General features: G+C 57.9%; 28 protein-coding genes. 10 read left to right on the forward strand and 18 right to left on the reverse strand.

Going from position 1 to position 22,357, the window contains the following annotated elements; all coding sequences use genetic code 11:
* The first annotated feature begins 17 nt into the window (after positions 1-17).
* The gene (locus AB6K10_RS15650) at positions 18-590 is read left to right on the forward strand and encodes a BON domain-containing protein (RefSeq protein WP_253015980.1); all 573 of its coding nucleotides are present in this window, start codon (positions 18-20) and stop codon (positions 588-590) included.
* Between the two features lie 69 nt (positions 591-659).
* On the opposite strand, the gene AB6K10_RS15655 is transcribed toward AB6K10_RS15650, so the two are convergent.
* The 8 genes from AB6K10_RS15655 to zapE form a co-directional block, all read right to left on the reverse strand.
* Positions 660-1,160 (reverse strand): ClpXP protease specificity-enhancing factor, encoded by a 501-nt coding sequence (locus tag AB6K10_RS15655; protein ID WP_253015978.1) that lies wholly within the window; start codon positions 1,158-1,160, stop codon positions 660-662.
* Between the two features lie 60 nt (positions 1,161-1,220).
* A complete protein-coding gene (sspA, locus tag AB6K10_RS15660; RefSeq protein WP_159342553.1) occupies positions 1,221-1,847 on the reverse strand; it encodes a stringent starvation protein SspA in 627 nt (208 codons plus the stop codon).
* 149 nt (positions 1,848-1,996) lie between these two features.
* A complete protein-coding gene (locus AB6K10_RS15665) occupies positions 1,997-2,764 on the reverse strand; it encodes a cytochrome c1 (RefSeq protein ID WP_159342554.1) in 768 nt (255 codons plus the stop codon).
* Complete coding sequence (locus tag AB6K10_RS15670) at positions 2,764-4,023, reverse strand: cytochrome bc complex cytochrome b subunit (protein WP_159342555.1); 1,260 nt, start codon at positions 4,021-4,023, stop codon at positions 2,764-2,766. Before AB6K10_RS15670 ends, AB6K10_RS15665 begins: the two co-directional genes overlap by 1 nt.
* Entirely contained in the window at positions 4,023-4,622 is a 600-nt protein-coding gene (petA, locus tag AB6K10_RS15675) for a ubiquinol-cytochrome c reductase iron-sulfur subunit (protein ID WP_159342556.1), read from the reverse strand. Before petA ends, AB6K10_RS15670 begins: the two co-directional genes overlap by 1 nt.
* 208 nt (positions 4,623-4,830) lie before the next feature.
* Positions 4,831-5,220, reverse strand: coding sequence for a 30S ribosomal protein S9 (gene rpsI, locus AB6K10_RS15680; protein ID WP_044629966.1), 390 nt, complete (start codon positions 5,218-5,220; stop codon positions 4,831-4,833).
* 13 nt (positions 5,221-5,233) lie between these two features.
* Positions 5,234-5,662, reverse strand: coding sequence for a 50S ribosomal protein L13 (rplM, locus tag AB6K10_RS15685; RefSeq protein WP_159342557.1), 429 nt, complete (start codon positions 5,660-5,662; stop codon positions 5,234-5,236).
* 173 nt (positions 5,663-5,835) lie between these two features.
* Positions 5,836-7,017, reverse strand: a complete 1,182-nt coding sequence (gene zapE, locus AB6K10_RS15690) for a cell division protein ZapE (RefSeq protein ID WP_253015976.1) — start codon at positions 7,015-7,017, stop codon at positions 5,836-5,838.
* Between the two features lie 217 nt (positions 7,018-7,234).
* Between zapE and AB6K10_RS15695 the strand changes: the two genes are divergently transcribed.
* Positions 7,235-7,672, forward strand: coding sequence for a DUF1043 family protein (locus AB6K10_RS15695; protein ID WP_285263404.1), 438 nt, complete (start codon positions 7,235-7,237; stop codon positions 7,670-7,672).
* Between the two features lie 75 nt (positions 7,673-7,747).
* Here the strand turns inward: AB6K10_RS15695 and AB6K10_RS15700 are convergent, their stop codons facing one another.
* Complete coding sequence (locus AB6K10_RS15700) at positions 7,748-8,509, reverse strand: Nif3-like dinuclear metal center hexameric protein (protein ID WP_285263405.1); 762 nt, start codon at positions 8,507-8,509, stop codon at positions 7,748-7,750.
* A gap of 140 nt (positions 8,510-8,649) precedes the next feature.
* Here AB6K10_RS15700 and AB6K10_RS15705 point away from each other — a divergent pair, with 140 nt between their 5' ends.
* A complete protein-coding gene (locus AB6K10_RS15705) occupies positions 8,650-9,915 on the forward strand; it encodes a S1C family serine protease (RefSeq protein WP_253015972.1) in 1,266 nt (421 codons plus the stop codon).
* Positions 9,916-9,945: 30 nt separating this feature from the next.
* On the opposite strand, the gene hisD is transcribed toward AB6K10_RS15705, so the two are convergent.
* The 9 genes from hisD to AB6K10_RS15750 all read right to left on the reverse strand — a co-directional run bounded on the left by hisD (position 9,946) and on the right by AB6K10_RS15750 (position 16,739).
* Positions 9,946-11,262, reverse strand: a complete 1,317-nt coding sequence (gene hisD / locus AB6K10_RS15710) for a histidinol dehydrogenase (RefSeq protein ID WP_285263406.1) — start codon at positions 11,260-11,262, stop codon at positions 9,946-9,948.
* Between the two features lie 13 nt (positions 11,263-11,275).
* A complete protein-coding gene (gene hisG, locus AB6K10_RS15715; protein WP_159342563.1) occupies positions 11,276-11,929 on the reverse strand; it encodes an ATP phosphoribosyltransferase in 654 nt (217 codons plus the stop codon).
* A 28-nt stretch (positions 11,930-11,957) separates the two neighbouring features.
* The gene (murA, locus tag AB6K10_RS15720) at positions 11,958-13,220 is read right to left on the reverse strand and encodes a UDP-N-acetylglucosamine 1-carboxyvinyltransferase (RefSeq protein WP_159342564.1); all 1,263 of its coding nucleotides are present in this window, start codon (positions 13,218-13,220) and stop codon (positions 11,958-11,960) included.
* Positions 13,221-13,230: 10 nt separating this feature from the next.
* Positions 13,231-13,482, reverse strand: a complete 252-nt coding sequence (locus AB6K10_RS15725) for a BolA family protein (protein ID WP_044629957.1) — start codon at positions 13,480-13,482, stop codon at positions 13,231-13,233.
* A gap of 138 nt (positions 13,483-13,620) precedes the next feature.
* Positions 13,621-13,950: a lipid asymmetry maintenance protein MlaB gene (locus tag AB6K10_RS15730; protein ID WP_159342565.1), complete on the reverse strand. Its 330-nt coding sequence runs from the start codon at positions 13,948-13,950 to the stop codon at positions 13,621-13,623.
* Positions 13,947-14,546 carry a phospholipid-binding protein MlaC gene (locus AB6K10_RS15735; RefSeq protein ID WP_285263550.1) on the reverse strand — a complete coding sequence of 200 codons (600 nt, stop codon included), beginning with the start codon at positions 14,544-14,546 and terminating at the stop codon, positions 13,947-13,949. The genes AB6K10_RS15730 and AB6K10_RS15735 overlap by 4 nt, the downstream gene beginning before the upstream one ends.
* Positions 14,547-14,636: 90 nt before the next feature.
* A complete protein-coding gene (gene mlaD / locus AB6K10_RS15740) occupies positions 14,637-15,101 on the reverse strand; it encodes an outer membrane lipid asymmetry maintenance protein MlaD (protein ID WP_159342566.1) in 465 nt (154 codons plus the stop codon).
* A 15-nt stretch (positions 15,102-15,116) separates the two neighbouring features.
* Complete coding sequence (mlaE, locus tag AB6K10_RS15745; RefSeq protein ID WP_285263407.1) at positions 15,117-15,917, reverse strand: lipid asymmetry maintenance ABC transporter permease subunit MlaE; 801 nt, start codon at positions 15,915-15,917, stop codon at positions 15,117-15,119.
* Positions 15,918-16,739, reverse strand: a complete 822-nt coding sequence (locus AB6K10_RS15750; RefSeq protein WP_159342568.1) for an ATP-binding cassette domain-containing protein — start codon at positions 16,737-16,739, stop codon at positions 15,918-15,920.
* 273 nt (positions 16,740-17,012) lie between these two features.
* Here AB6K10_RS15750 and AB6K10_RS15755 point away from each other — a divergent pair, with 273 nt between their 5' ends.
* The 7 genes from AB6K10_RS15755 (at position 17,013) to raiA (ending at position 22,356) form a co-directional block, all read left to right on the forward strand.
* The gene (locus tag AB6K10_RS15755) at positions 17,013-17,999 is read left to right on the forward strand and encodes a KpsF/GutQ family sugar-phosphate isomerase (RefSeq protein WP_159342569.1); all 987 of its coding nucleotides are present in this window, start codon (positions 17,013-17,015) and stop codon (positions 17,997-17,999) included.
* Between the two features lie 42 nt (positions 18,000-18,041).
* Positions 18,042-18,584, forward strand: a complete 543-nt coding sequence (locus AB6K10_RS15760; protein WP_159342570.1) for an HAD family hydrolase — start codon at positions 18,042-18,044, stop codon at positions 18,582-18,584.
* A complete protein-coding gene (lptC, locus tag AB6K10_RS15765; RefSeq protein WP_159342571.1) occupies positions 18,584-19,168 on the forward strand; it encodes an LPS export ABC transporter periplasmic protein LptC in 585 nt (194 codons plus the stop codon). Before AB6K10_RS15760 ends, lptC begins: the two co-directional genes overlap by 1 nt.
* Positions 19,165-19,659, forward strand: a complete 495-nt coding sequence (lptA, locus tag AB6K10_RS15770; protein WP_285263408.1) for a lipopolysaccharide transport periplasmic protein LptA — start codon at positions 19,165-19,167, stop codon at positions 19,657-19,659. Before lptC ends, lptA begins: the two co-directional genes overlap by 4 nt.
* Before the next feature lie 11 nt (positions 19,660-19,670).
* Positions 19,671-20,429 carry an LPS export ABC transporter ATP-binding protein gene (lptB, locus tag AB6K10_RS15775; protein ID WP_159342573.1) on the forward strand — a complete coding sequence of 253 codons (759 nt, stop codon included), beginning with the start codon at positions 19,671-19,673 and terminating at the stop codon, positions 20,427-20,429.
* 105 nt (positions 20,430-20,534) lie between these two features.
* Positions 20,535-21,950, forward strand: coding sequence for an RNA polymerase factor sigma-54 (locus AB6K10_RS15780; protein WP_253015960.1), 1,416 nt, complete (start codon positions 20,535-20,537; stop codon positions 21,948-21,950).
* 97 nt (positions 21,951-22,047) lie between these two features.
* Positions 22,048-22,356 (forward strand): ribosome-associated translation inhibitor RaiA, encoded by a 309-nt coding sequence (raiA, locus tag AB6K10_RS15785; RefSeq protein ID WP_027335376.1) that lies wholly within the window; start codon positions 22,048-22,050, stop codon positions 22,354-22,356.
* Position 22,357: the final 1 nt, after the last annotated feature.

Raw genomic sequence — 22,357 nt, forward strand, 5'->3', positions numbered from 1 at the left:
ATCAAGGAGTCATCCCCATGGCCCTGCGCTTCTCCTCCAAAACCCTACTGGCTGCAACGCTTTGTGGCGCGATCGCCCTCAGCGGCTGCGCCAACAATAGCGCCTCGAATCCGTCCAACTACGGCCAGCGCAGCAACGACGTAGAAGCGGTCGATGCCACCATCGAGCGCGAAGTAGAGCGCGCCCTGGCCCGCGCAGACGCCCGCCTTGGCGATGCCCGCATCCGCGCCCACAGCTATAATGGTGCCCTGCTACTCGTCGGACAAGTGCCTAGCGAAGAGCTAAAGAACATGGCCGGTAGCGTGGCTTCCAACCTGCGTGGCGTGGAAAAAGTCCATAACGAACTGACCGTGGCAGCCAATCTACCCGCGACTCAGCGACTGACGGATACGTGGCTCACTACCAATGTGATCAGCCACTTGGCCACCAATGACCGCATCGACTCCTCCAAGCTGAAGGTCACCACGGAAAATGCCAGCGTCTACCTGATGGGCATGGTGACGCGTGAAGAGGCTGACCGCATCGTCAACGCCGCTTCATCGGTAGGAGGCGTTCAGCGAATCGTGAAGGTGTTCGATTACCTCGACTAGCCTCCATGAACGACAAAACCTCGCCAGATATCTGGCGAGGTTTTGTATACAGGCGAGCCACTCAGCGAATTACTTCACGACACGCAACGTAGGCTTCTTCTTGGGCTTGTCATCGCTGGCACCGGCTTCGGAAGAACCGTTGGACGCCGTATCCGACGTTGGCTCCGTCAGAGTCAACTCCGGCTTCGAAGCCTCCGACGCCGCATCTTCCACATCATCCGACGTCTCATCATGCTCGTCGAAGCCTGCCGCATCCAGCTCAGGCTCATGACCAAACACCATACCCGCCCCATTCTCACGGGCATAAATGGCAATCAGCGCGGGCGTTGGAATCATCACTTGCATGGGCTGACCGCCAAAACGAGCGTTAAAGCCGATCGCCTGATTCTCCATAAACAGGTCACGCACGGCCGTCGGGGCCACGTTGAGCACGATCTGTCCGTTCTGCACGAATTGCCGTGGCACTTCGACCCCAGGCTGGGTCGCATCCACCACCAAATAGGGGGTCAGCTCGTTGTCTAACAGCCACTCATAAAGGGCTCGGGCGAGATAGGGACGGCTCGATTTCATAAGGCTCCCTCCTCCTAACGTGTATGGCCCCTTGCTCAAGCGCTAAGAGGCCGAATGAATTCAAGCGCGCATCTCTTTTTCACGCTCGTTCAAAGATGCTTTAAACGCTTCACGCTCAAATACCCGCGCCATGTAACCGAGCAGCGGCTTGACCTGCTTTTCGGGCAACTCGATGTTCAGCTCGGGTAAACGCCAAAGGATGGGGGCGAGACAGCAGTCCACCAGCGTAAACTCTTCGCTCATGAAATAAGGCATATCTTCGAAGATGGGCGAGATACCAATCAGGCTTTCGCGTAGCTCCTTACGCGCCTTATCGGCCTCTTTCTTACCGCCTGTACGAATCTGCTCAAGCATCGGGCACCATTCGCGCTCGATACGGTGCATCCAGAGACGGCTTTGCGCACGCGCTACCGGATAAACCGGCAGCAACGGTGGATGAGGAAAACGCTCGTCCAAGTACTCCATCATGACCTTGGACTCGTAAAGCACCAAGTCACGATCCAGCAGCGTCGGAACGCTGTTGTACGGGTTGAGGTCTGCTAGCTCTTCAGGCGGCTGCTCCTCGGCGACATCGACGATGTCGACCGCCACTCCTTTTTCAGCCAGAACAATGCGCACTCGATGACTGAAATGATCATCACTACCTGAGTAAAAGATCATTGACGACCGCTTGGCCACAACACCCATGAAAGCATCCTCGCATCAAAACAATTTTCGATAATAACATGCCAGCACCCTCTTATGGGAAGGTAGCCAGCGATACATAGCAACATGCAGACAAGCAAAAGGCGCACGACTTTCGCCGTGCGCCTGTACGTCCCATCAAATTTGACTACTTAGTGGACGTCTCGCCAGTACTCACGCTTGAGCAGGTAGGCAATCACACCAAAGATAAAGATGAAGATCAGCACTTTGGGTGCAAGAGCTTGCGCCTGCAGCTTGGAAGGCTCACCGACATAGGCCAGGAAGTTGGTCAAATCGTACACCGCTTCCTCGAACTCGGCAGGCTCCATGGCCCCCGGCTGAGTGACTTGCAGCACGTCACACGACTGATACTTGCCCGACAAAGGATCCGGTTCGTGACCTGCCACCGGCTGATCGGTTTCGGCACAGACCATTTCCTGAACGCCCTGGAGAGGCTCCAGCACGTTAGGCATCGCCACCAGCTCGTAAACCGTGTTGTTCACACCGGTGGGTCGGCTCGGGTCTTTGTAAAAGCCCAGCAGGTAAGAGTAAACCCAGTCAGTACCACGCAGACGCGCTTCCAGCGTCAGATCGGGCGGCGCAGCGCCGAACCAAGACTCAGCATCACCACTGTCCATGGCGATGTGCATCTGGTCGTTGAACGCCAGGTCGGAGGAGAAGATCAGGTTCTCTTCCACCAAGTCCTGCGGAATCCCCAGGTCGTCAGCAGCACGCGCAAAACGCTGGTGCTCCAGCGAGTGACAGCCCATGCAGTAGTTGACGTAGAGCTTCATGCCGTTTTGCAGCGACGCTTGGTCGTGCAGATCAGGCTCCATACTGTGGGGCACGCTCGCGCCACCAGCGGCCATCGCGGTGACCGGCACGATTGCGAAGAGCAGTGCTAATAGTTGCTTTTTCATTAGCCAGTCACCCTTTCCGGAACGGGTTTAGTCTTCTCCAGCTTGGTGTAAATCGGCATCAGCAGGAAGAAGGCGAAGTAAATGGCTGTACACACCTGCGCAAGGATGGTGCGACCTTCCGTAGACGGCAGCACGCCCAATACGCCCAGAATGATGAAGCTAATCGAGAACAGCAGCAGCATGACCTTCGACATCCAGCCTTTGTAGCGCATGGAGCGCACGGGGCTGCGGTCAAGCCACGGCAGCACGAACAGCACAGCGATGGCGGCTCCCATACACACCACGCCGAGGAACTTCGCATCCAGCCCGAACAGCGAGAAAGTAATCGCGCGCAGGATGGCGTAGAACGGCGTGAAGTACCAGACAGGTGCGATATGGTCAGGCGTTTTCAACGGGTTGGCCGGCTCGAAGTTCGGCTTCTCGATGAAGTACCCACCCCCTTCCGGGAAGTAGAACACCACCACGCAGAACACGAACAGGAAGACCGCGATACCCACCAGATCCTTCACGGTGTAGTACGGATGGAACGCAATGCCATCGAGGGGCTTACCGGTCTCATCTTTCTTCTGCTTGATGTCGATACCGTCAGGGTTGTTAGACCCTACTTCGTGCAGCGCGATGATGTGCAGCACGACCAGCGCCAAAATCACGATTGGCAGTGCGACGACGTGGAGCGCGAAGAAGCGATTCAACGTAATACCCGAGATCAGGAAGTCACCACGCACCCACTGAGCCAGGTCAGGGCCGATGCCCGGAATGGCAGAGAAGAGCGAGATGATGACCTGAGCACCCCAGTAAGACATCTGCCCCCATGGCAGCAGATAGCCCATGAAGGCCTCCGCCATCAGCGCGAGGTAGATCGTCATACCAAAGATCCACACCAGCTCGCGGGGCGCTTTGTAAGAGCCGTACATCAAGCCGCGGAACATGTGCATGTAGATCACCACGAAGAAGGCTGACGCCCCCGTGGTATGCATGTAACGGATCAGCCAACCCCACTCCACATCACGCATGATGTATTCAACTGAGGCAAACGCACCTTCAGCTGACGGGTTGAAGCTCATGGTCAACCATACGCCGGTCAAGATTTGGTTGACTAGCACTAGCAGTGCCAATACACCAAAAATATAGAAGAAGTTGAAGTTCTTCGGCGCGTAGTACTTGGTCAGGTGGTCTTGCATCATTTGCGTGGCGGGGAAACGGTCGTCCACCCAACGCATGATGCCGCTTTCGGCCTTTGCCTTATTTGGATTAGCCATTAGGCACTCTCCTCATCTTCGCCGACCACGATGATGTCATCGTTTTCAAAGCGGTAGGGCGGCACTTCAAGGTTAGTCGGCGCAGGAACGTTGCTAAAAACGCGACCGGCTAAGTCAAAGCGAGAGCCGTGGCATGGGCAGAAGAAACCACCCGGCCAGTTATCGACGCCCACCCCTTCCGCATCCGGCTCAGGCCGAAACAGAGGAGAACAGCCCAGGTGAGTACAGATACCGATCAGCACACCGATTTCAGGCCTGATCGAGCGCAGTTCACCCTGGATGTAGGCAGGCTGCTGTGGCACTTCGGAATCCGGATCCGCCAGGCTATCCGCGCCAAGCGCTTCCGTACGCTCGATCATCTCGGGCGTACGGTTAATGATCCAAATCGGGCGACCACGCCATTCGACGGTCATGCGCTGACCCGGCTCAAGCTTGGAAATATCCGCTTGTACCGGGGCGCCTGCCGCCCTTGCCTTGGCACTAGGCTGCCAAGATGCCACAAAGGGGACCGCAACCCCGACAGCGCCCACCGCCCCCACAACGGAGGTGGCGCCTACGAGGAAACGGCGCCGGCCTTTGTTTACGCCGTTATCTGCCATTTCTGGTTTCTCCCATCAGCTTACCCGTTCCGTCGCAAAGGCGTCTTGCGACGACGAATATCAAATACAGTCTATGTTAAAAAAACAAAGCGCTCTGCACAAGAACAACCGCCCCGGACGATGGTGGTACAAGCGTTATAATTTTTTGATATTCCAATAAAAAACGCCCAGGTCTTTGACCTGGGCGTTTTTGCCGCATAGCGTAGAATTAACGCTTGGAGAACTGCGGACGACGACGTGCTTTACGCAGACCGACTTTCTTACGCTCAACTTGACGAGCATCACGAGTAACGTAACCCGCAGCGCGCAGCGTAGGACGCAGATCTTCGTTGTAGTTCATCAGGGCACGCGTGATGCCGTGACGAATGGCGCCAGCCTGTGAAGAGCCGCCGCCGCCTTCAACGGTCACGTACACGTCGAACTGGTTCAGCGTCTCGGTCAGCTCTAGCGGCTGACGAACAACCATGCGACCGGTAACACGACCGAAGTACTGGTCAAGTTCACGATTGTTGACGGTAATTTTGCCGGAACCCGGCTTCAGGAACACACGAGCGGTGGAAGTCTTGCGGCGCCCGGTACCGTAATACTGCTGTGTCATGGCGAAGATTTCCTCAGATGTTCAGTTCAAGCGGCTGCTGGGCAGCATGCGGATGCTCGGCACCGGCGTACACTTTCAACTTGGTATACATGGCGCGACCCAACGGACCTTTCGGCAGCATGCCTTTGACGGCAGACTCGATGATACGCTCAGGAGCGTGATCGATCATTTTGTCGAATGTCATGGAGCGCAGACCGCCCGGGTAACCTGTGTGGCGATAATAGGTCTTTGCCTTCGCCTTGTTACCGGTTACTTGGACTTTCTCGGCGTTGATGACGACGATGTAGTCACCGGTATCAACGTGAGGGGTAAATTCGGGCTTATGCTTGCCACGCAGGCGGCGAGCAATCTCGGTTGCCAGACGACCGAGCGTTTTGTCCGTAGCGTCGACAATGTACCAGTCGCGCTGGACGGACTGCGGCTTAGCACTGAACGTCTTCATGGATGAAATCACCAGATTAAGTGTGTTGGGTGTCTCACACCGCTAGGCGGTGAAGCACCATCCCTATTTTTTTTGGTTGCGGGCAAATGCCAGCAACGTGTAGCGAGGCGGCATTCTACAGTAAGCATCCGCTCAAGTTAAGGGCTCTATGACTTTTTTTGCGTGCCACCACCCTAAGGCTTGTGCGCCAGCGCCAGATACTCGCGAGACTGCATCTCTTGCAATCGCGACAAGGTCCGCTGAAACTCGAACGTCAGCTTACCGTCGCTGTAAAGCGACTCCACCGGCACTTCCGCAGACATCAGCAGCTTCACGCCGCGATCATAGAATTCGTCCACCATGTTGATGAAACGCCGCGCTTGATCGTCCATCTTGCCATCCATCCGCGGCACATTGGCCACCAGAACGGTATGAAATTCGCGGGCCAGCTCGATATAGTCGTTTTGGCTGCGCGGGCCGTCACACAGTTCGGCAAACTCGAACCACACCACATCTTCATGCAGGCGACGCGTTTTGAGCACCCGGTGATTAACTTCCAGCGGTGCACCCTCCTCCCCAGGCTGACCGGCAATTTCTCGGAAGCTGCGCGCTAGCTCTTTCTCGGCCGCAGCGTCGAGAGGCGCATGGAAAATTTCAGCACGCTCCAGTGCCCGCAGACGATAGTCGATACCCGAATCGACGTTGACCACCTCGCAATGTCGATTTACCAATTCAATGGCAGGCACGAACCGCGCACGCTGCAGCCCATCCTTGTAAAGATCGTCCGGGACGATATTCGATGTCGCCACCAATACCACGCCGCGCTGGAAGAGCGCTTCCAGTAAGTTAGCGAGAATCATGGCGTCGGTAATATCTTTGACGAAAAACTCATCGAAGCAGATAACGCGTGCCTCGGCGGCAAATTTACCCGCGATGAGAGTGAGCGGGTTTTTCTCGCCTTTATAATGAGTTAGCTCATTATGAACCCGCTGCATGAACCGGTGAAAATGGGTGCGCATTTTTTCGGGAAACGGCAGCGCCTCATAAAAGGTATCGACCAAGTAGGTCTTACCACGCCCCACGCCTCCCCAGAAGTAGAGCCCTTTTACTTGGGGCAACGGCGGTTTGGCAGGCGCATGCTTCTTACCCAGCAAACCTGCCATTTTGGCTTTGATTCCTTTGCTGGCCACCACGGCCTTGGGCACCGTCGTTGGCGTCGCCAACAGCTCATCATAGAGCCGCTGGAGATGCTTGACCGCCTGCTCTTGGGCCGGGTCATACTGAAAATCGCTGCGCTTGAGATCGGCTTGATAGCGCTCAAGCGGCGTGGGGCGACGAGTGGAATCGGACGCCTGACGCTCAGACACTGATGGCATGAAGATGGTGCTCCCGCAACACTTGAGCCTGAGTGCGTGCCCGCCGCCTTAAAGCGCCAGACAACACGAGCTCAACAAAAATGAGGGCAATTATACGCCGCTTGAACGCTAAGCGCATGAGCGGATTGACCCAACCGACTGAGACGCGCCTATAATGGGGCGGTTTTTAAAGTCACGCCCTGTACACAGCGGCGCGCATTACTTAGGGAGAAGGACTGTGGAAGCAAGCTCGCCATTCACTTTTGCAATCATTGGCTTGGCCGTGGGATTCATCATTGGCCTTGGGTGCTATCGGCTTTTCAGCAAAGGTGCGCGAGACGTCGCTTCGCTCAAGCAGACGCTGCTTGAGCGTGAACACCAAATTGCCGATTTAAAGAAAGGGATGAACCATCACCTCACCGGCATTCAGCAGCGCCTGGAGAATATTCGCCATGAGGCGGACCAGCTAGAGCAGCAAGTAGAGAGCGAAGCCGCCCAATGGAAACTCACGAGCATCAAACCGTCCTCTCAGCCGACCGCCACCCCTGACGGCGACCAAAGCGTTGCCATGCCTCGGGACTACGCCGCTGGCAAAAACGGGACGCTATCGGAAGACTTTGGCCTCAAAGAGAACAGAGCCACAGATAATACCGCTGCCCAGCCGCCACGCTACTAAACGCGTGACGCTATCACCGCGTGCCAGGGCCCACCCTGTTGTGGCCCTGGTCAGCAACCTGCTCCCCACCCTCGGCTAGGCCGGATTATCGATATCGACGAAACGGTGTTCAACGCCAAACTCGCTGGCCAGCCATTCGCCCATGGCCTGAACACCGTAACGCTCGGTCGCGTGGTGTCCCGCTGCTAGATAGTGAATGCCCATTTCACGGGCCAAGTGGGTCGTTCGCTCAGAGATCTCGCCCGATATAAACACCTGGGCACCGGCCTCGTAGGCCGCCGTAATCATGTCTTGTGCCCCACCGGTGCACCAGGCAATCCGCTCGATGGGCTCACGGCTTGGCGCCTCGACGACGAGCGGCTCGCGTTCGAGGATAACGCCAACTTGCTGCGCCAACGCTGACACACTCTGTGGCGTCACCAGCCGTCCCGACCAGAGCAGCCCTTCACCCAACTCTCCGTCTAGACATCCCTCGACTTTCCAACCCAAGCGCTTGGCCAACTGCGCATTATTCCCCATCTCCGCATGGGCATCTAGCGGCAAATGGTAAGCCAACAAGCTGATATCATTGGCCAACAACGTTTTGATTCGACGCTGCTTCATGCCCGTGATGGGGACAGGCTCGTTCTTCCAGAAATAGCCATGGTGCACGAGCACCATGTCGGCCTGCCATGCCACGGCTTCTTCCAGTAACGCTTGGCAAGCCGTCACTCCTGTCATGACCCGACGCACCTGCTCACGCCCCTCGACCTGAAGGCCGTTGACCGTAAAATCTTTGAATTGAGTGGCGCGTAACTGGTGGTCGCAGGCAGCGACTAACTGATCACGGTGATTCACGCTCTCTCCTTCTTGCAATTAAACCAGCCCCCGTGAGGCACAGCGGCATTCGGTGTTACCATAGCGCCATTGTAAGACTCGCTTTACGTTATCGCGAACCTCGCGACCGTTTAGACTGCCACACGCTGAGGAACTTTCGCATGCACCGCTTCGTGCTGCCTTATTTATGGCCCATTTTGACCGGGCTTCTGCTTGCGGCCGTGGTGCTGCTCGCCTTTCCCGAGCAGCTGCCCAACCCATTCCGTCAAACGCCCCCGGTAACGGAGGAGGCTCCCACCGCCTTCGAATCCCCCCCTGCACTGGTCCCAACGACCAGCAGCGAACCCAGTGCAAATCGTCCGGCGCCGGATATCAAACAAGCAGCTCCGCTTTCCCGGCAGCAAGGCCCTGCTAGCTACTCCAACGCCGTCAATCAAGCCGCCCCTGCGGTGGTGAACATCTACTCATCTCGAATCGTCGAGCGCGACCAGCACCCGCTGATGTCCGATCCCTTCTTCAACCAATTTTTCAGCGGTGACGATGCCACGACCCACCAGCGCATGCTGTCGAGCCTGGGGTCTGGCGTCATCGTCAGCAACGACGGCTACGTATTGACCAACCATCATGTGATCAACGGCGCCGACCAAATACAGGTCGCGCTTCGCGACGGGCGTGAAACCCTCGCGGAAGTCATCGGCACCGATCCAGAAAGCGATCTGGCAGTGCTCCGGATTGACCTAGACGACTTACCGGTCATTGAGCTTGCCGACTCAGAAGAGGTCGCGGTGGGCGATGTGGCGCTGGCCATTGGCAACCCCTTTGGCGTTGGCCAAACCGTTACCATGGGTATTATCAGCGCCACCGGGCGCAGCCACCTGGGATTGAATGCTTACGAAGACTTCATTCAGACCGACGCCGCCATTAACCCCGGTAACTCAGGCGGCGCGCTGGTCAACCCAGACGGCGCATTGGTGGGAATCAATACGGCGATCTTCTCTCGCTCCGGCGGCTCCCAGGGGATTGGTTTCGCGATTCCTGCCAATCTCGCGCACAGCATTTTGGACGAGCTGGTCACCCGCGGACGGGTCATTCGAGGGTGGCTGGGCATCGAAGCCCAGGCTCTTTCAAGGGAGCTGGCCGCATCGTTTGGATTACGGACGCCGCAGGGAGTCATCGTCGCAGGCGTCGTGAGCGGCGGCCCTGCCGCCCAGGCAGGCTTGCAGCCAGGTGACGTACTGCTCTCCATCGACGGACAAGTCATCTTGGATGCCCGAGCGACCATGAGCGATATCGCTTCGATCCCGCCCGGTACGTCGCTACCGCTGACGATTGTCCGCGGCGGCGAACGCATGGAAATGACGCTGGAGGTAGGCGAGCGCCCCGTACCGACCAACGCTACGTCAGCCGATCGGCAGAGCGGCTCTTGAGCCGCCCTGCCGGGGCGTTCTTACTGCCTATCAGTCGCGGATACGATACTCCGCCGAGCGCGCATGGGCAGTAAGATACTCCCCGCGCGCCAGCACGGAAGCCACTTTACCCAGCTCGGAGGCGCCCTCTGGAGAGCAATGGATGATGGAAGAGCGTTTTTGAAAATCGTACACACCTAGCGGCGAGGAGAAGCGCGCCGTGCCGGACGTCGGCAGGACATGGTTCGGGCCTGCACAGTAATCTCCCAGCGCTTCCGACGTGTGGCGACCCATGAAGATCGCGCCCGCATGGCGGATATCGTCTAGCCATGCCTCAGGCTCTGCGACCGATAATTCAAGATGCTCTGGCGCAATGCGATTGATCATCTCGATCGCTTCAGCCTGATCGTGACACAGAATCAGCGCGCCGCGGCGGTTCAGCGAGGCGCGGGCAATCTCTTCGCGCTCTAGCGTTGGCAGCAACCGCTCGATGGAAGCCGCCACAGCGTCCAAATGCGCGGCGTCCCAGCTCACTAAAATCGCTTGCGCGTCTTCGTCATGCTCGGCTTGGGAGAAGAGGTCCATAGCGATCCAATCCGGATCGGTTTGCCCATCCGACACCACCATGATTTCGGAAGGCCCGGCAATCATATCGATACCCACCTGACCGAACACGGCTCGCTTGGCCGTGGCGACGTAGATATTGCCTGGGCCCACGATTTTATCGACGCGAGGAACACTTTGCGTGCCGTAGGCCAGCGCAGCGACGGCTTGAGCGCCACCAATGGTGAACACGTAGTCCACGCCCGCCAGATGCGCTGCCGCCAGCACCAGATCATTCAGCACACCATCCGGCGTGGGCACCACCATGACGATTTCACGCACGCCCGCTACGTGGGCAGGAATCGCATTCATCAACACCGAGGACGGATAGGCCGCTTTGCCACCCGGCACATAAATACCGGCCCGATCGAGCGGGGTGACTTTCTGGCCGAGTACCGTCCCGTCAGCCTCTTCGTACTGCCAAGAGGTCGGTTTCTGCCGCTCATGGTAGCGCTTGATGCGCTCGGCGGCCGTGGCCAACGCCTCTCGCTGGGCCTCTGGCAAACCGTCGTACGCTTTTTTCAACTGCTCGGGGGAGAGACACAGTTGATCCATGGACGCGACCGACAGACGGTCAAAGCGGTTCGTGGCGTCGATGACGGCCTGATCACCGCGCTGCTTGACGTCTGCCAAGATCTCTTCAACACGAGCCTGGACCGCTTTATCAGACACGCCCTCCCAATCCAGCAGCGCATTGAGGCGCTGGTGGAAGGCCGCGTCACGGGTCGAGAGGCGGGCAATAGTGGCTGTGGTTGTATCGCTCATGATGAACCTCGTGTCATTCGATAGGCTGCGTCTGACGCTTTTTCACGGCACTTTCCAGGCGCGCTAGCAGCGGCTTGATGCGGTCGTGCTTCATGGTCATGGCCGCTTTATTGACCACCAAACGCGTGCTGATATGGGCGATGAGTTCTCGGGGCTCCATGCCGTTAGCGCGAAGCGTATTGCCAGTGTCGACGATATCGACGATCTCATCGGCCAAGTTCATGAGCGGAGCCAGCTCCATCGCTCCGTAGAGCTTGATGACCTCTGCCTGAATCCCCTGCTCGGCGTAGTAGCGACGCGCGACGTTGACGAACTTAGTGGCCACACGGCGGCGCGCTTTGGCAGGCGGCTGCCCGGTCACGCCTGCCGTCATCAGCTTGCATCGAGCAATGTCCAGATCGAGCGGCTCGTAAAGACCTTCCGCGCCGTGCTCCAACAGCACGTCTTTACCGGCGATACCCACATCTGCCGCGCCTAACTGTACGTAGGTGGGCACGTCGGTGGCGCGAATGATCACCAGCTTGACATCGGGCAAGTTGGTATCGAACAGCAACTTGCGGCTTTTGCTCAAGTCTTCGGCGGGCGTAATGCCCGCATCTGCCAGCAAGGGCAGCGTTTCATCCAAAATACGCCCTTTGGAAAGGGCCAAAATCAGTTGCTTACTCATGGTCTAAGGCCAGTGTTGTCCGCGTGGCTTAGCCGGGAATACGGCGAATCTTCGCCCCCAGCAGCTGTAATTTTTCCTCGATACACTCGTAGCCACGATCAATATGGTAGATACGATCGACCAGCGTCTCCCCTTCGGCCATCATGGCCGCAATGACCAGCGATGCGGAAGCACGAAGGTCCGTGGCCATGACCGGAGCGCCAGAAAGCTTATCAACGCCCTTGATCAACGCAGCATTACCCTCTAGTACGATGTTCGCGCCCATACGGTTCAGCTCTTGCACGTGCATGAAGCGGTTTTCGAAGATCGTCTCAACGACTCGTGAGTGTCCTTCGGCAACAGCGTTCATGGCGACGAACTGCGCCTGCATGTCAGTGGGGAACGCGGGGTAAGGCGCCGTGCGGATATTGACCGCTTTAGGGCGTTTGCCGTGCATGTCCAGCGAAATCCAATCGTCACCGCTGTCGATATCGGCGCCCGCCTCTTCCAGCTTGGCGAGCACCGCTTCCAAAATATCGGCCCGCGTGCGCTTTACTTTCACTCGCCCACCTGTCATAGCGGCGGCCACCAAGAAGGTGCCCGTCTCGATACGGTCGGGCATGACATCGTGCTCACAGCCGTGCAGTGAGGCGACGCCATCGATGACGATGGTGTCTGTTCCGTGACCACGGATCTTCGCGCCCATCTTGATCAGGCACTCGGCCAGATCGACGACCTCAGGCTCACGGGCGGCGTTTTCGAGAATGGTACGCCCCTCTGCCAACGTTGCAGCCATCAGCAGGTTTTCCGTACCGGTCACGGTCACAGTGTCGAAAAAGATCGTCGCACCTTTCAAGCGACCGTCGACACGGGCACGAATGTAGCCCGACTCGACATGAATCTCCGCGCCCATGGCCTCCAGACCACGCAGGTGAAGGTCCACGGGGCGAGAGCCGATGGCGCAGCCGCCTGGCAGCGAGACATCCGCCTTGCCAAAGTGAGCCAACAGCGGGCCGAGCACCAGAATGGAAGCGCGCATTTTCTTCACGAGCTCGTAGGGTGCATGACACTGGGTCACCTGAGAACCATCCAACTGGATGCTCATCTTCTCGCCCATCACCGGCTCGACGCCCATCCGCCCGAGCAGCTCTAGCGTGGTGGTAATATCCTGCAAATGCGGCAAATTACCGATGACCACCGGACCATCTGCCAATAGGCTCGCACACAAAATGGGAAGCGCCGCATTTTTTGCGCCGCTTGCCCACACTTCGCCATCGACCGAGCCATTGCCCGTAATAATGAGTTTATCCATGGAGCGGCCGTTACTGAGCGTTTTCCGCCGCAGTTTGCCACTGCGTCGGAGTAAACGTTTTGATACTGATAGCGTGCAGTGCGCCCGACGCGATCTCTTCGCTGAGCGCGGCGTAAACGAGCTGCTGACGCTTCACTGGAGAAAGACCTTCAAAGGCTTCACCAACCGCAATCACCTGAAAATTGCAGCCTTCACCCTGGATGTGGAACTCACACCCATCGATGCGGGATTCAAGCAGTGCTTTTACCTCGTTGGGTTGCATGAGACAGGAAACTCCTTTGGGGTCGTTGAAATGGTAAGCAATAGGGAGACATGATAAAGAAAAGCAGCTCACTTGGCGATGCTGAGCCACGCCGCCAATGAAGAGAGCAGCCGTAGGCTGCTCTTGGGGTTGCGCATATCAGGCAGAGACGTCTCGAGCGGTCAGTGCGTCCAGCTCTGCCAGAGACGCCAACCGCTGCAGTGGCGGCGACAATACGATGGACCGCACCGTGATCTGAAGCGCTTGGCAAGCACGCAGCCACTCGAACAGAACGCTAAGCGCCACGCTGCTTGCTTTGCTGATTTGCGCAAAATCCAAACGCACTGATGAACGCTCGAATTCACGCAGCCACTGAACGCCCCGAGCGGCCACGTCGGCGGCGGCACTCATGACCAAATCGCCCGCGACCAGCAGCGTATCGTCCTGCACGGACAGCGTCACCTCTGAGCGAGAGAGGAGCGATGTCACGCGTCGCCTCCCTGCTCCAGCTCATCGACGCCGATTTCGGGTGCCCAACCGCGGATGACCGCATCGTAGTCACGGTTATTGTCACGCATGGCCTGATCGAACTGGTTGCGGAAGGTCAGCCCCAGATTGATGCCGTTGACGATCACGTTCACCACGCGCCACTGGCCATCAGACAGACGCAGGCTGTAGCTCACCGGATACACTTGACCATTGCTCGCCACGATTTCCATATCCACACTGGCTTGATCGTCATAGCGTTGTCCGCGCTGCTCGCTCAATACGCGCAGCTCATCATAATCAAACGTCACCAAACCACGGGTGTACGTGTCGATGAGCGTTTGACGAAACACGGTGGCAAACTGACTCCGCTGTTCCGGCGTTGCGTTGCGGAAATAGCTCCCCATCACACTGGCACCGATATAGCGAAAATCTGCTACGTCATCGAGACTCTCGTTCACCAGCGCCTTCAGTTCATCCAGGTTGTTGGCGTAATACTCCTTCTTGCCATCGATTTGACTCATGAAGGATTCGATGTTGTCACGAATCATCTCTTCGGGAGATTGGGTTTGCGCCTGAGCCAGCAGCGGTGCCAGCATGAGCAGAGCGGCCAACGCAACGCGCTGAACGAAAGCAAAATAAACGTTGAACATCATCTCGACCTCTTGAATGAAGATAACGGATGGCAGCTAGTTGCTGACCATATTGGATACGAATTGCTGAATAAGTTCTTCCAACACCAGTGCGGACTGGGTATCGCGGATGACGTCACCCTCCTCCAGCACCTCTGGCGCACCGCCAACGCTGAGCCCTATGTACTGCTCTCCCAGCAGGCCGGCCGTCAAAATGGCGGCGGTGGTATCTTGGGAAAGCTGACCCTCCAGCTCACTATCCAGGCTGAGGATGACGCGCGCGTCGTACCACTCCGTATCCAGCTCGATGGCCTCTACCCGGCCTACCGTAACGCCTGCCATGGTGACCCGTGCGCGCGGCTTCAAACCGCCGATGTTGGCAAAATTGGCCTCCAGGCGAAACGTGTCGGAGGGCGCCGATAGCGTCAAACCGCTGACACGCAGGCCAAGAAACACTAGCCCAACGATGCCGGCCAACATAAAGAGACCAACGCCAAACTCTACGGTTTTGCTGCGTTTCATGAGACTACTCCACCCTTAAAGGCCGCCGAACATGACGGCGGTTAAAACGAAATCCAGCCCGAGCACGGCCAGCGAGGAGTACACCACCGTGCGTGTGGTGGCGCGGGAAACCCCCTCCGAGGTCGGCACTAGGTCATATCCTTGAAACACGGCAATCCAGGTCACGACGAGGGCAAAGACCACGCTTTTGATCATGCCGTTACCGATGTCATCGAAAAACGACACGCTGGCTTGCATGTTGCTCCAGTACGAGCCTTCGAAAACGCCCAGCCACTCGACGCCCACCAAGTAGCCGCCCCAAATACCCACAACGCTAAAACCGACGGTCAGAATGGGCAGCGCGACGAAGCCCGCCCAAAGCCTGGGAGCCACAACACGCCGCAGCGGGTCGACACCAATCATTTCCATACTGGTGAGCTGCTCGGTGGCTTTCATCAAGCCAATTTCGGCGGTCAAGGCAGACCCTGCCCGTCCAGCAAAGAGCAGCGCCGCAACCACTGGAGCAAGTTCACGCAGCAGTGAGAGGGCGACCATTTGGCCCAATGCCTCCTCAGCACCGAAATCCACCAAAATGGTATACCCCTGCAGCGCCAGCACCATGCCAATGAAAAGCCCCGACACCAACACGATGGCCAGCGACAAGACGCCCACGAAGTGCATTTGGCGTAGCCAAAGCGACCATCCCTCCCGCGACGGCACCCCTACGGCCGACTGCACTAGAAACACCGTGGCGCGTCCTAGCGCTTCGACCACGTCGCACCCTTTGCGCCCCAGGCGGGTCACTCGCGCCGCGTAGTGAGAAAATTTGGACTGCATCTACCCTGCCTTTATTGCTAAATCGTGGCCGAGGATATCCCGATAGAGCGTCTCTGCAGGATAGTGAAACGGTACCGGGCCATCTGGTTCGCCGTGCATGAACTGGCTGACCCGAGGGTCCTGATTCGTCTCCAGCGTGCTTGGGGAGCCGTGAGCCACCACCTGCCCATCGGCGATCAAGTAGAGGTAATCCGCGATACTCAACGTCTCTTTGATATCGTGAGAGACCACTACCGATGTCAGCGACAGCGCCTGATTGAGCCGCTTGATCAACTGCACCAGCACGCCCATGGAAATGGGGTCCTGGCCGACGAACGGCTCGTCGTAAAGAATCAGTTCGGGGTCCAGCGCTACGGCACGCGCTAGCGCTACCCGACGCGCCATCCCTCCAGACAGTTCGGCAGGCGTTAAGTGCCTCGCGCCCCGCAGTCCTACCGCTTGGAGTTTTAGTAGCACCAGGTCGCGAATCATCGCGTCTGGCAAATCCGTATGAACACGTAGCGGAAAGGCCACGTTTTCGAAAACGTCCAGATCCGAAAACAGGGCCCCGCTTTGAAACAGCATGCCCATGCGCTTGCGCAGTGCGAACAGCGCTTTACGTGACAGCCGGTGTACATCCTGCCCATCGATCAAGATCCGACCACGATCGGGCGTCAGCTGGCCACCGATGAGCTTCAAGAGTGTCGTTTTACCCGTACCGCTTGGCCCCATGATGGCCGTTACTTGACCGCGAGGGATGGTCATACTCACACCGCGAAAGATCTCGCTTTCACCGCGAGAAAAGTAGACGTCTTCGACCTGTATGAAGGGAACATCCGTCATGTGCTGATTGACCTTCATCGTTGATGCCAGAACGCGTCAGTATAAACCGACAAGTCACGGGGCAGTTTAAAAAACAGTGTTTTCGAAATATTATCGAACATCGTATCTTAACGCTACTCTCAGTAACAGCGGCGCAAATGATTACTACGCCAACCTTTTTTACGGCGTATGCATCGCCACGGGGCTGGTGAGTTTGCCACGCTTTAGCTAAATAGCGCCGCAAGATGTTATTCTTACTTGCTACCTATTCACTTTATGAAAACGAGACATGCCATGGGCCAGCCACTCTCTACACCCAGCCAACTGCGTGAAAGTGCGCTGCGAACGCTGCAAATTGAGCAAGCGGCCATCGGCGGCCTTCAGGCCAAACTGGACGAACAGTTCGATCACGCCTGCCAGCTCATCCTCGCCTGTCAAGGCCGGGTGGTCGTCACCGGCATGGGCAAGTCAGGACACATCGCGGGCAAACTTGCTGCGACGCTGGCGAGTACCGGCACGCCCGCCTTTTTCGTACACCCAGGTGAAGCCAGTCACGGCGACTTGGGCATGATTACCCGTACCGATGTAGTACTCGCGCTCTCCAACTCCGGCGAAACCGCCGAAGTGACGGCGCTCCTACCACTTCTTAAAAGGCTTGGCACCCCGCTGGTCAGCATGACCGGGCGCCCAGGCTCTACCCTTGCCCGCCACGCCGATGCCCATTTAGACAGCGGCGTGGAACGCGAGGCGTGCCCACTGGACCTCGCGCCTACTAGCTCAACCACGGCGGCACTGGCTCTTGGCGACGCTCTGGCCGTTGCCCTACTCGAAGCACGCGGCTTTACCGCCGAGGATTTTGCGCTGTCCCATCCGGGTGGCAGTCTGGGTAAGCGCCTGCTGTTGCGGGTGCGTGACCTAATGCACGATGGCTCAAGGCTTCCCCAGGTCGCTTTGGGAAGCCCGCTACGCGATGCACTATTGGAGATCACGCGCCAAGGGCTGGGGTTCACTTGCGTCATCGACAGCGAAGGCCGTTTGGCGGGCGTCTATACCGATGGCGACCTTCGGCGCACATTAGATCAATTTCATGACCTGCGCGACGTGCGCGTCGACGATGTCATGACGCGCCCAGGCAAACGTATCGGCCCTGACGTACTGGCTGCCGAGGCCGTTCGTATTATGGAAGATAGCCGGATAACCGCGCTCGCTGTCGTCGACGAGCAGCAGCGCCCCATCGGCGCGCTACATATGCACGATCTGCTAGCCAGCGGTGTGATTTAACTGCGTGATAACGCTTTTCGCCATGGATGTTAAGGAGGCTATATGGCCCTACCCGATGCACTACTCGACCGACTTCGCCGTGTAAAACTCCTCGCGCTAGACGTAGATGGCGTCTTGACGGATGGCCGCCTCTACTTTCAGGCGGACGGCATCGAAATCAAAGCGTTTCACACCCAAGACGGGCATGGTTTGAAACTGCTCAAGCGGGTCGGCATTCACGTGGCACTGATTACCGGACGCGATTCGCCCATGGTCAGCCAGCGCGCGGCGGCGCTCGGCATTAGCCACGTTCACCAAGGCTGCGAAGATAAGCTCACGACGCTTCGCGCGCTTTGCCAACGACTGGATATCACCCTCGAGCAGGTGGCCTACTGCGGTGATGACCTGCCTGACCTCGCTCCCATCAAGCGCTGCGGCGTCGGCATCACGGTCCCCAATGCGCCTGATTACATGCACACCCATGCCGATTGGATCACGGAACGGCTAGGCGGCCACGGCGCGGTACGTGAAATTTGCGATACGCTGCTCACTTCGCAAGGGCACTGGGATGCCGTGCTCGACACGTATCTTCACAGGCACTCGTGATGGGTCTCAGAGTCAGAAAACGGGTGTGGATCACGGCGATGGTCGTGGCCCTGGGCGGACTGCTGGTCTGGCTGGACCCGCGCGGCCCGCAAGAGGGTGAGATCGATCAGGAGGCCCGTGCCCAGGAGCCTGGGCATGTGTTGGAGAACGCCGAAATTACCCTGTTTGGCGAGACAGGCGCTATCCAGCAGTCGCTGGTCACGCCTCGACTGGTCCATACGCCTCAAACGGCCATGACCGATGTCATGTCGCCGCGCGCGACGCTGTTCGACAGCGAACAGCGGGAGTGGCTGGCCACGGCAGACACCGGCACCTTGAATACCGATTCCCAGGCCCTGACGCTAAGAGGGTCTGCCCGGCTACTGGCTCCCGAAGAGGGCTGGCAGCTCGACACGCAGCAATTAAACTACGATGGCGTGACGCGCCATGCCTGGAGCGATACGCCCGTGCTGTTGCAGCAGCCGCCGCAGCGCATGGAAGCCTCCCGCATGGACGTTTGGCTCGATGACAGCCAAGTCCGCCTGACCAATAACGTGCGCGGCGTCCACCCGCCTGCCACTCGTAACCCTGAGGAGTCGCGATGAACGCCTCTCTCCGCACTGCACTCTTTGCGTTAACCCTACCCCTCGCCACGGCGGCCATGGCACAAAGCCAAGCCCCCATCGAGGTCGAAGCCGACCGCCTGGACCTCGACCAGCGCGCTGGCACCGCTGTTTACTCAGGCAACGTGGACATTCGCCAGGGCGAGATGCAACTGCGCGGCGAACGCGTCGAAATTCAGCGCAACGACTCAGGCGAGCTGTCACGCGCCATTGCCACGGGTGAGCGCGCCTACCTGCGCAATCAGCTCGAAGATCAAGAAACCCCCATGGAGGGCTGGGCGCGTCGTATCGTTTACCATGTCGCCGAACGCCGTGTCGAACTGATCGACCAAGCCGAACTGACACAGCAAGGCGACCGTTTCCAAGGGGGGCGTTTGGAGTACTTCATCGACCAGGAAGTGGTGCAAGCACGCTCCGACGTGAGCGGTAGCGACAACCAGCGCATTCGCATGACTCTTCAGCCCGAACAATAGGGAGCGGCCACGTGGCAGCATCAACCTCTGCAGATTCCGCACCTGTCAAAACGCTCTACGCCCATCACCTAGCGAAGAGCTACAAACGCCGTCGGGTCGTGAAAGATATCAACCTGGAAATCGCTCAGGGTAGCGTCGTCGGCCTGCTGGGGCCCAACGGGGCGGGTAAAACCACGTCGTTTTACATGATCGTTGGACTGGTCAAATCCGATGCCGGTAGCGTCGGTATCGACGACGTCGACCTGACCCATGCGCCCATGCACGAGCGCGCCATGGCCGGGATTGGCTACCTTCCCCAGGAAGCCTCCATTTTCCGCAAGCTCTCGGTGGCCGATAACATCATGGCGATTCTCGAGACGCGCAAAGCGCTGGACCGCAGCGCTCGGGAAGCACGCCTCGAGTCACTGCTCGAAGATTTCCATATTACCCACATTCGCGACAACCTGGGCATGAGCCTCTCAGGGGGCGAGCGCCGCCGAGTGGAGATCGCTCGCTCACTCGCTACCGAGCCCGCATTCATTCTGCTCGACGAGCCGTTTGCCGGGGTCGACCCTATTTCAGTGGGTGAAATCAAAACCATCATTCGCGCACTGAAAAAACGCCACATCGGCGTCTTGATCACTGACCATAACGTGCGCGAAACCCTGGATATTTGTGACATTGCCTACATCGTTGGCGACGGCCATATCATCGCCAGTGGAAACGCCCAGGAGATCCTCAATAACCAGAAGGTTCGTGATGTCTATCTAGGCGCAGACTTCCGCCTCTAAACTCTGGCCTGACCAAACTTTTCTTTTAGTGGCATGCTTATTGCACTTGCACAGAGTCATAACTCGCTCTAGGGTGGAGCTTTCTGATTAACGAGTGGTTCTCAGATGGTCATGAAAGCTTCTCTCCAATTGCGTATCGGCACACAGCTGACCATGACACCTCAGCTGCAGCAGGCCATTGCCCTGCTACAGCTCTCAACGCTGGACCTCCGTCAAGAAATTCAGCAAGCGCTGGACGCTAACCCCATGCTCGAACAAGAGGATGAGTTTGGCGAACAGGCTGTTAGCGAGCCTCAAGAGGCCGAGTGGTCGGACAGCATTCCCAACGAACTCTCCGTAGACAGCGACTGGTCGGACACCTACCAAGACATGGGCAGCTTGGGCGGTAGCAGCGAAGGACCCGACTTCGAGCGCCAAGCCGCAGGCCAAAGCCTTCATGGCCATCTGTTATGGCAATTGGCCATGACTGACTTCTCTCCCCGCGACTATGCCATTGCCGAAAGCCTGATCGATGCACTGGATGCCAACGGCTATCTCACTCAACCGCTCAACGACATCCGCGAAGGCCTCAAGGCGCAAGGCCACGACAGCCTGAGCCAGCGTGAAGTAGAAAACACCCTGTTGCGCTTACAACAGTTCGAGCCCACCGGCGTGTTTGCCCGCGACCTGCGCGAGTGCCTGATGCTTCAGCTGGCCGCGCTGCCTGAAGACACCCCGCTATTGATGCCCGCAAAACGCTTGGTGCGTCAGTTTCTCGAAGCCTTGGGCAAAGACGATTTACGGCTACTCAAGCGCCGCCTGAGCCTGGATGACGAGCAGTTGGACGACGTCATCCGTTTAATTCGCAGCCTTGACCCACGCCCAGGCAGCGCCTACGGCGTGACCGACGACAGCTATATTACGCCCGATTTGGTCGTGCGCCATGACAACGAGGGCTGGCACTTAGAGCTCAACCCGGAGGCGCTGCCGCGCCTGCGTATCCAGCCCGATTACGCCAGTTTGATCAAACGCGCCGACAAGAGCCAAGACAACCAGTTCTTGAAAGAGCACCTCCAAGAAGCTCGCTGGCTGATCAAAAGCCTTTCCAGCCGTAATGACACGCTTCTGCGAGTAGGTCGTGAAATCATCGCCCGCCAGATCGGCTTTCTAGAGCACGGCGAAGAGGCCATGAAACCGCTGATCCTGGCCGACATCGCCGAGGCCGTGGAGATGCACGAGTCCACGATCTCCCGTGTGACGACGCAGAAATTCATACATACGCCACGAGGCGTGTTCGAGTTGAAGTACTTCTTCTCGAGCCAAGTCAGCAGCCACGATGGCGGCGATAGCCACTCCAGCACCGCCATTCGTGCACGGATCAAAAAACTGATACAAGAGGAGCCGTCGGGTAAACCGCTCTCCGATAGTCGCCTGGTGACCCTCCTTGAGGAGGGAGGCATCAGCGTTGCCCGGCGTACGGTAGCGAAATATCGCGAGTCAATGGGTATTCCCTCGTCCAGTGAGCGCCGCCGTTTACGTTAGTTAAACGGTAGGGCATGACAAACTCGACGCAGGGGCTTTGCAATAGCGCAAAAAGGGTTACAATCGAAGTACAGCCCGATGGATAAGGAGCACGTCAATGCAAGTAAACATCACTGGTCATCACGTTGAACTGACTGACGCCTTGCGTGACTACGTTAACGAAAAGCTGGAACGCGTCGAACGCCACTACGACAACATCACCACGGTGCAAGTGACCTTATCTGTCGAGAAGGAACGCCAGCAGGCAGCCTGTACGCTGCATGCCGCCGGTGCCGACCTTCATGCCGAAGCCCTCGATAACGACATGTATGCCGCTATCGATGCGCTCGCAGACAAAATCGATCGTCAACTCGTTAAACACAAGGAAAAAGCACAAGCTCGCGCCCAGGGCGCAGGCGTGCGTTAAC

The organism is Halomonas sp. BMC6 (genome assembly GCF_964204995.1).
In the GTDB taxonomy this organism is placed as follows: domain Bacteria; phylum Pseudomonadota; class Gammaproteobacteria; order Pseudomonadales; family Halomonadaceae; genus Vreelandella.

Bases quoted from the DNA above. Each gene is read 5' to 3' on its own strand.
- AB6K10_RS15655 (WP_253015978.1), bottom strand. From the start codon at position 1,160: ATGAAATCGAGCCGTCCCTATCTCGCCCGAGCCCTTTATGAGTGGCTG.
- zapE (WP_253015976.1), bottom strand. From the start codon at position 7,017: ATGCCATCAGTGTCTGAGCGTCAGGCGTCCGATTCCACTCGTCGCCCC.
- AB6K10_RS15665 (WP_159342554.1), bottom strand. From the start codon at position 2,764: ATGAAAAAGCAACTATTAGCACTGCTCTTCGCAATCGTGCCGGTCACC.
- lptA (WP_285263408.1), top strand. From the start codon at position 19,165: ATGAACGCCTCTCTCCGCACTGCACTCTTTGCGTTAACCCTACCCCTC.
- rplM (WP_159342557.1), bottom strand. From the start codon at position 5,662: ATGAAGACGTTCAGTGCTAAGCCGCAGTCCGTCCAGCGCGACTGGTAC.
- mlaE (WP_285263407.1), bottom strand. From the start codon at position 15,917: ATGCAGTCCAAATTTTCTCACTACGCGGCGCGAGTGACCCGCCTGGGG.
- AB6K10_RS15725 (WP_044629957.1), bottom strand. From the start codon at position 13,482: ATGCAACCCAACGAGGTAAAAGCACTGCTTGAATCCCGCATCGATGGG.
- raiA (WP_027335376.1), top strand. From the start codon at position 22,048: ATGCAAGTAAACATCACTGGTCATCACGTTGAACTGACTGACGCCTTG.
- AB6K10_RS15755 (WP_159342569.1), top strand. From the start codon at position 17,013: ATGGGCCAGCCACTCTCTACACCCAGCCAACTGCGTGAAAGTGCGCTG.
- rpsI (WP_044629966.1), bottom strand. From the start codon at position 5,220: ATGACACAGCAGTATTACGGTACCGGGCGCCGCAAGACTTCCACCGCT.
- sspA (WP_159342553.1), bottom strand. From the start codon at position 1,847: ATGGGTGTTGTGGCCAAGCGGTCGTCAATGATCTTTTACTCAGGTAGT.
- hisD (WP_285263406.1), bottom strand. From the start codon at position 11,262: ATGAGCGATACAACCACAGCCACTATTGCCCGCCTCTCGACCCGTGAC.
- AB6K10_RS15650 (WP_253015980.1), top strand. From the start codon at position 18: ATGGCCCTGCGCTTCTCCTCCAAAACCCTACTGGCTGCAACGCTTTGT.
- mlaD (WP_159342566.1), bottom strand. From the start codon at position 15,101: ATGAAACGCAGCAAAACCGTAGAGTTTGGCGTTGGTCTCTTTATGTTG.
- petA (WP_159342556.1), bottom strand. From the start codon at position 4,622: ATGGCAGATAACGGCGTAAACAAAGGCCGGCGCCGTTTCCTCGTAGGC.
- lptC (WP_159342571.1), top strand. From the start codon at position 18,584: ATGGGTCTCAGAGTCAGAAAACGGGTGTGGATCACGGCGATGGTCGTG.
- AB6K10_RS15750 (WP_159342568.1), bottom strand. From the start codon at position 16,739: ATGACGGATGTTCCCTTCATACAGGTCGAAGACGTCTACTTTTCTCGC.
- AB6K10_RS15670 (WP_159342555.1), bottom strand. From the start codon at position 4,023: ATGGCTAATCCAAATAAGGCAAAGGCCGAAAGCGGCATCATGCGTTGG.
- AB6K10_RS15780 (WP_253015960.1), top strand. From the start codon at position 20,535: ATGGTCATGAAAGCTTCTCTCCAATTGCGTATCGGCACACAGCTGACC.
- hisG (WP_159342563.1), bottom strand. From the start codon at position 11,929: ATGAGTAAGCAACTGATTTTGGCCCTTTCCAAAGGGCGTATTTTGGAT.
- AB6K10_RS15760 (WP_159342570.1), top strand. From the start codon at position 18,042: ATGGCCCTACCCGATGCACTACTCGACCGACTTCGCCGTGTAAAACTC.
- murA (WP_159342564.1), bottom strand. From the start codon at position 13,220: ATGGATAAACTCATTATTACGGGCAATGGCTCGGTCGATGGCGAAGTG.
- AB6K10_RS15705 (WP_253015972.1), top strand. From the start codon at position 8,650: ATGCACCGCTTCGTGCTGCCTTATTTATGGCCCATTTTGACCGGGCTT.
- AB6K10_RS15735 (WP_285263550.1), bottom strand. From the start codon at position 14,546: ATGCTGGCACCGCTGCTGGCTCAGGCGCAAACCCAATCTCCCGAAGAG.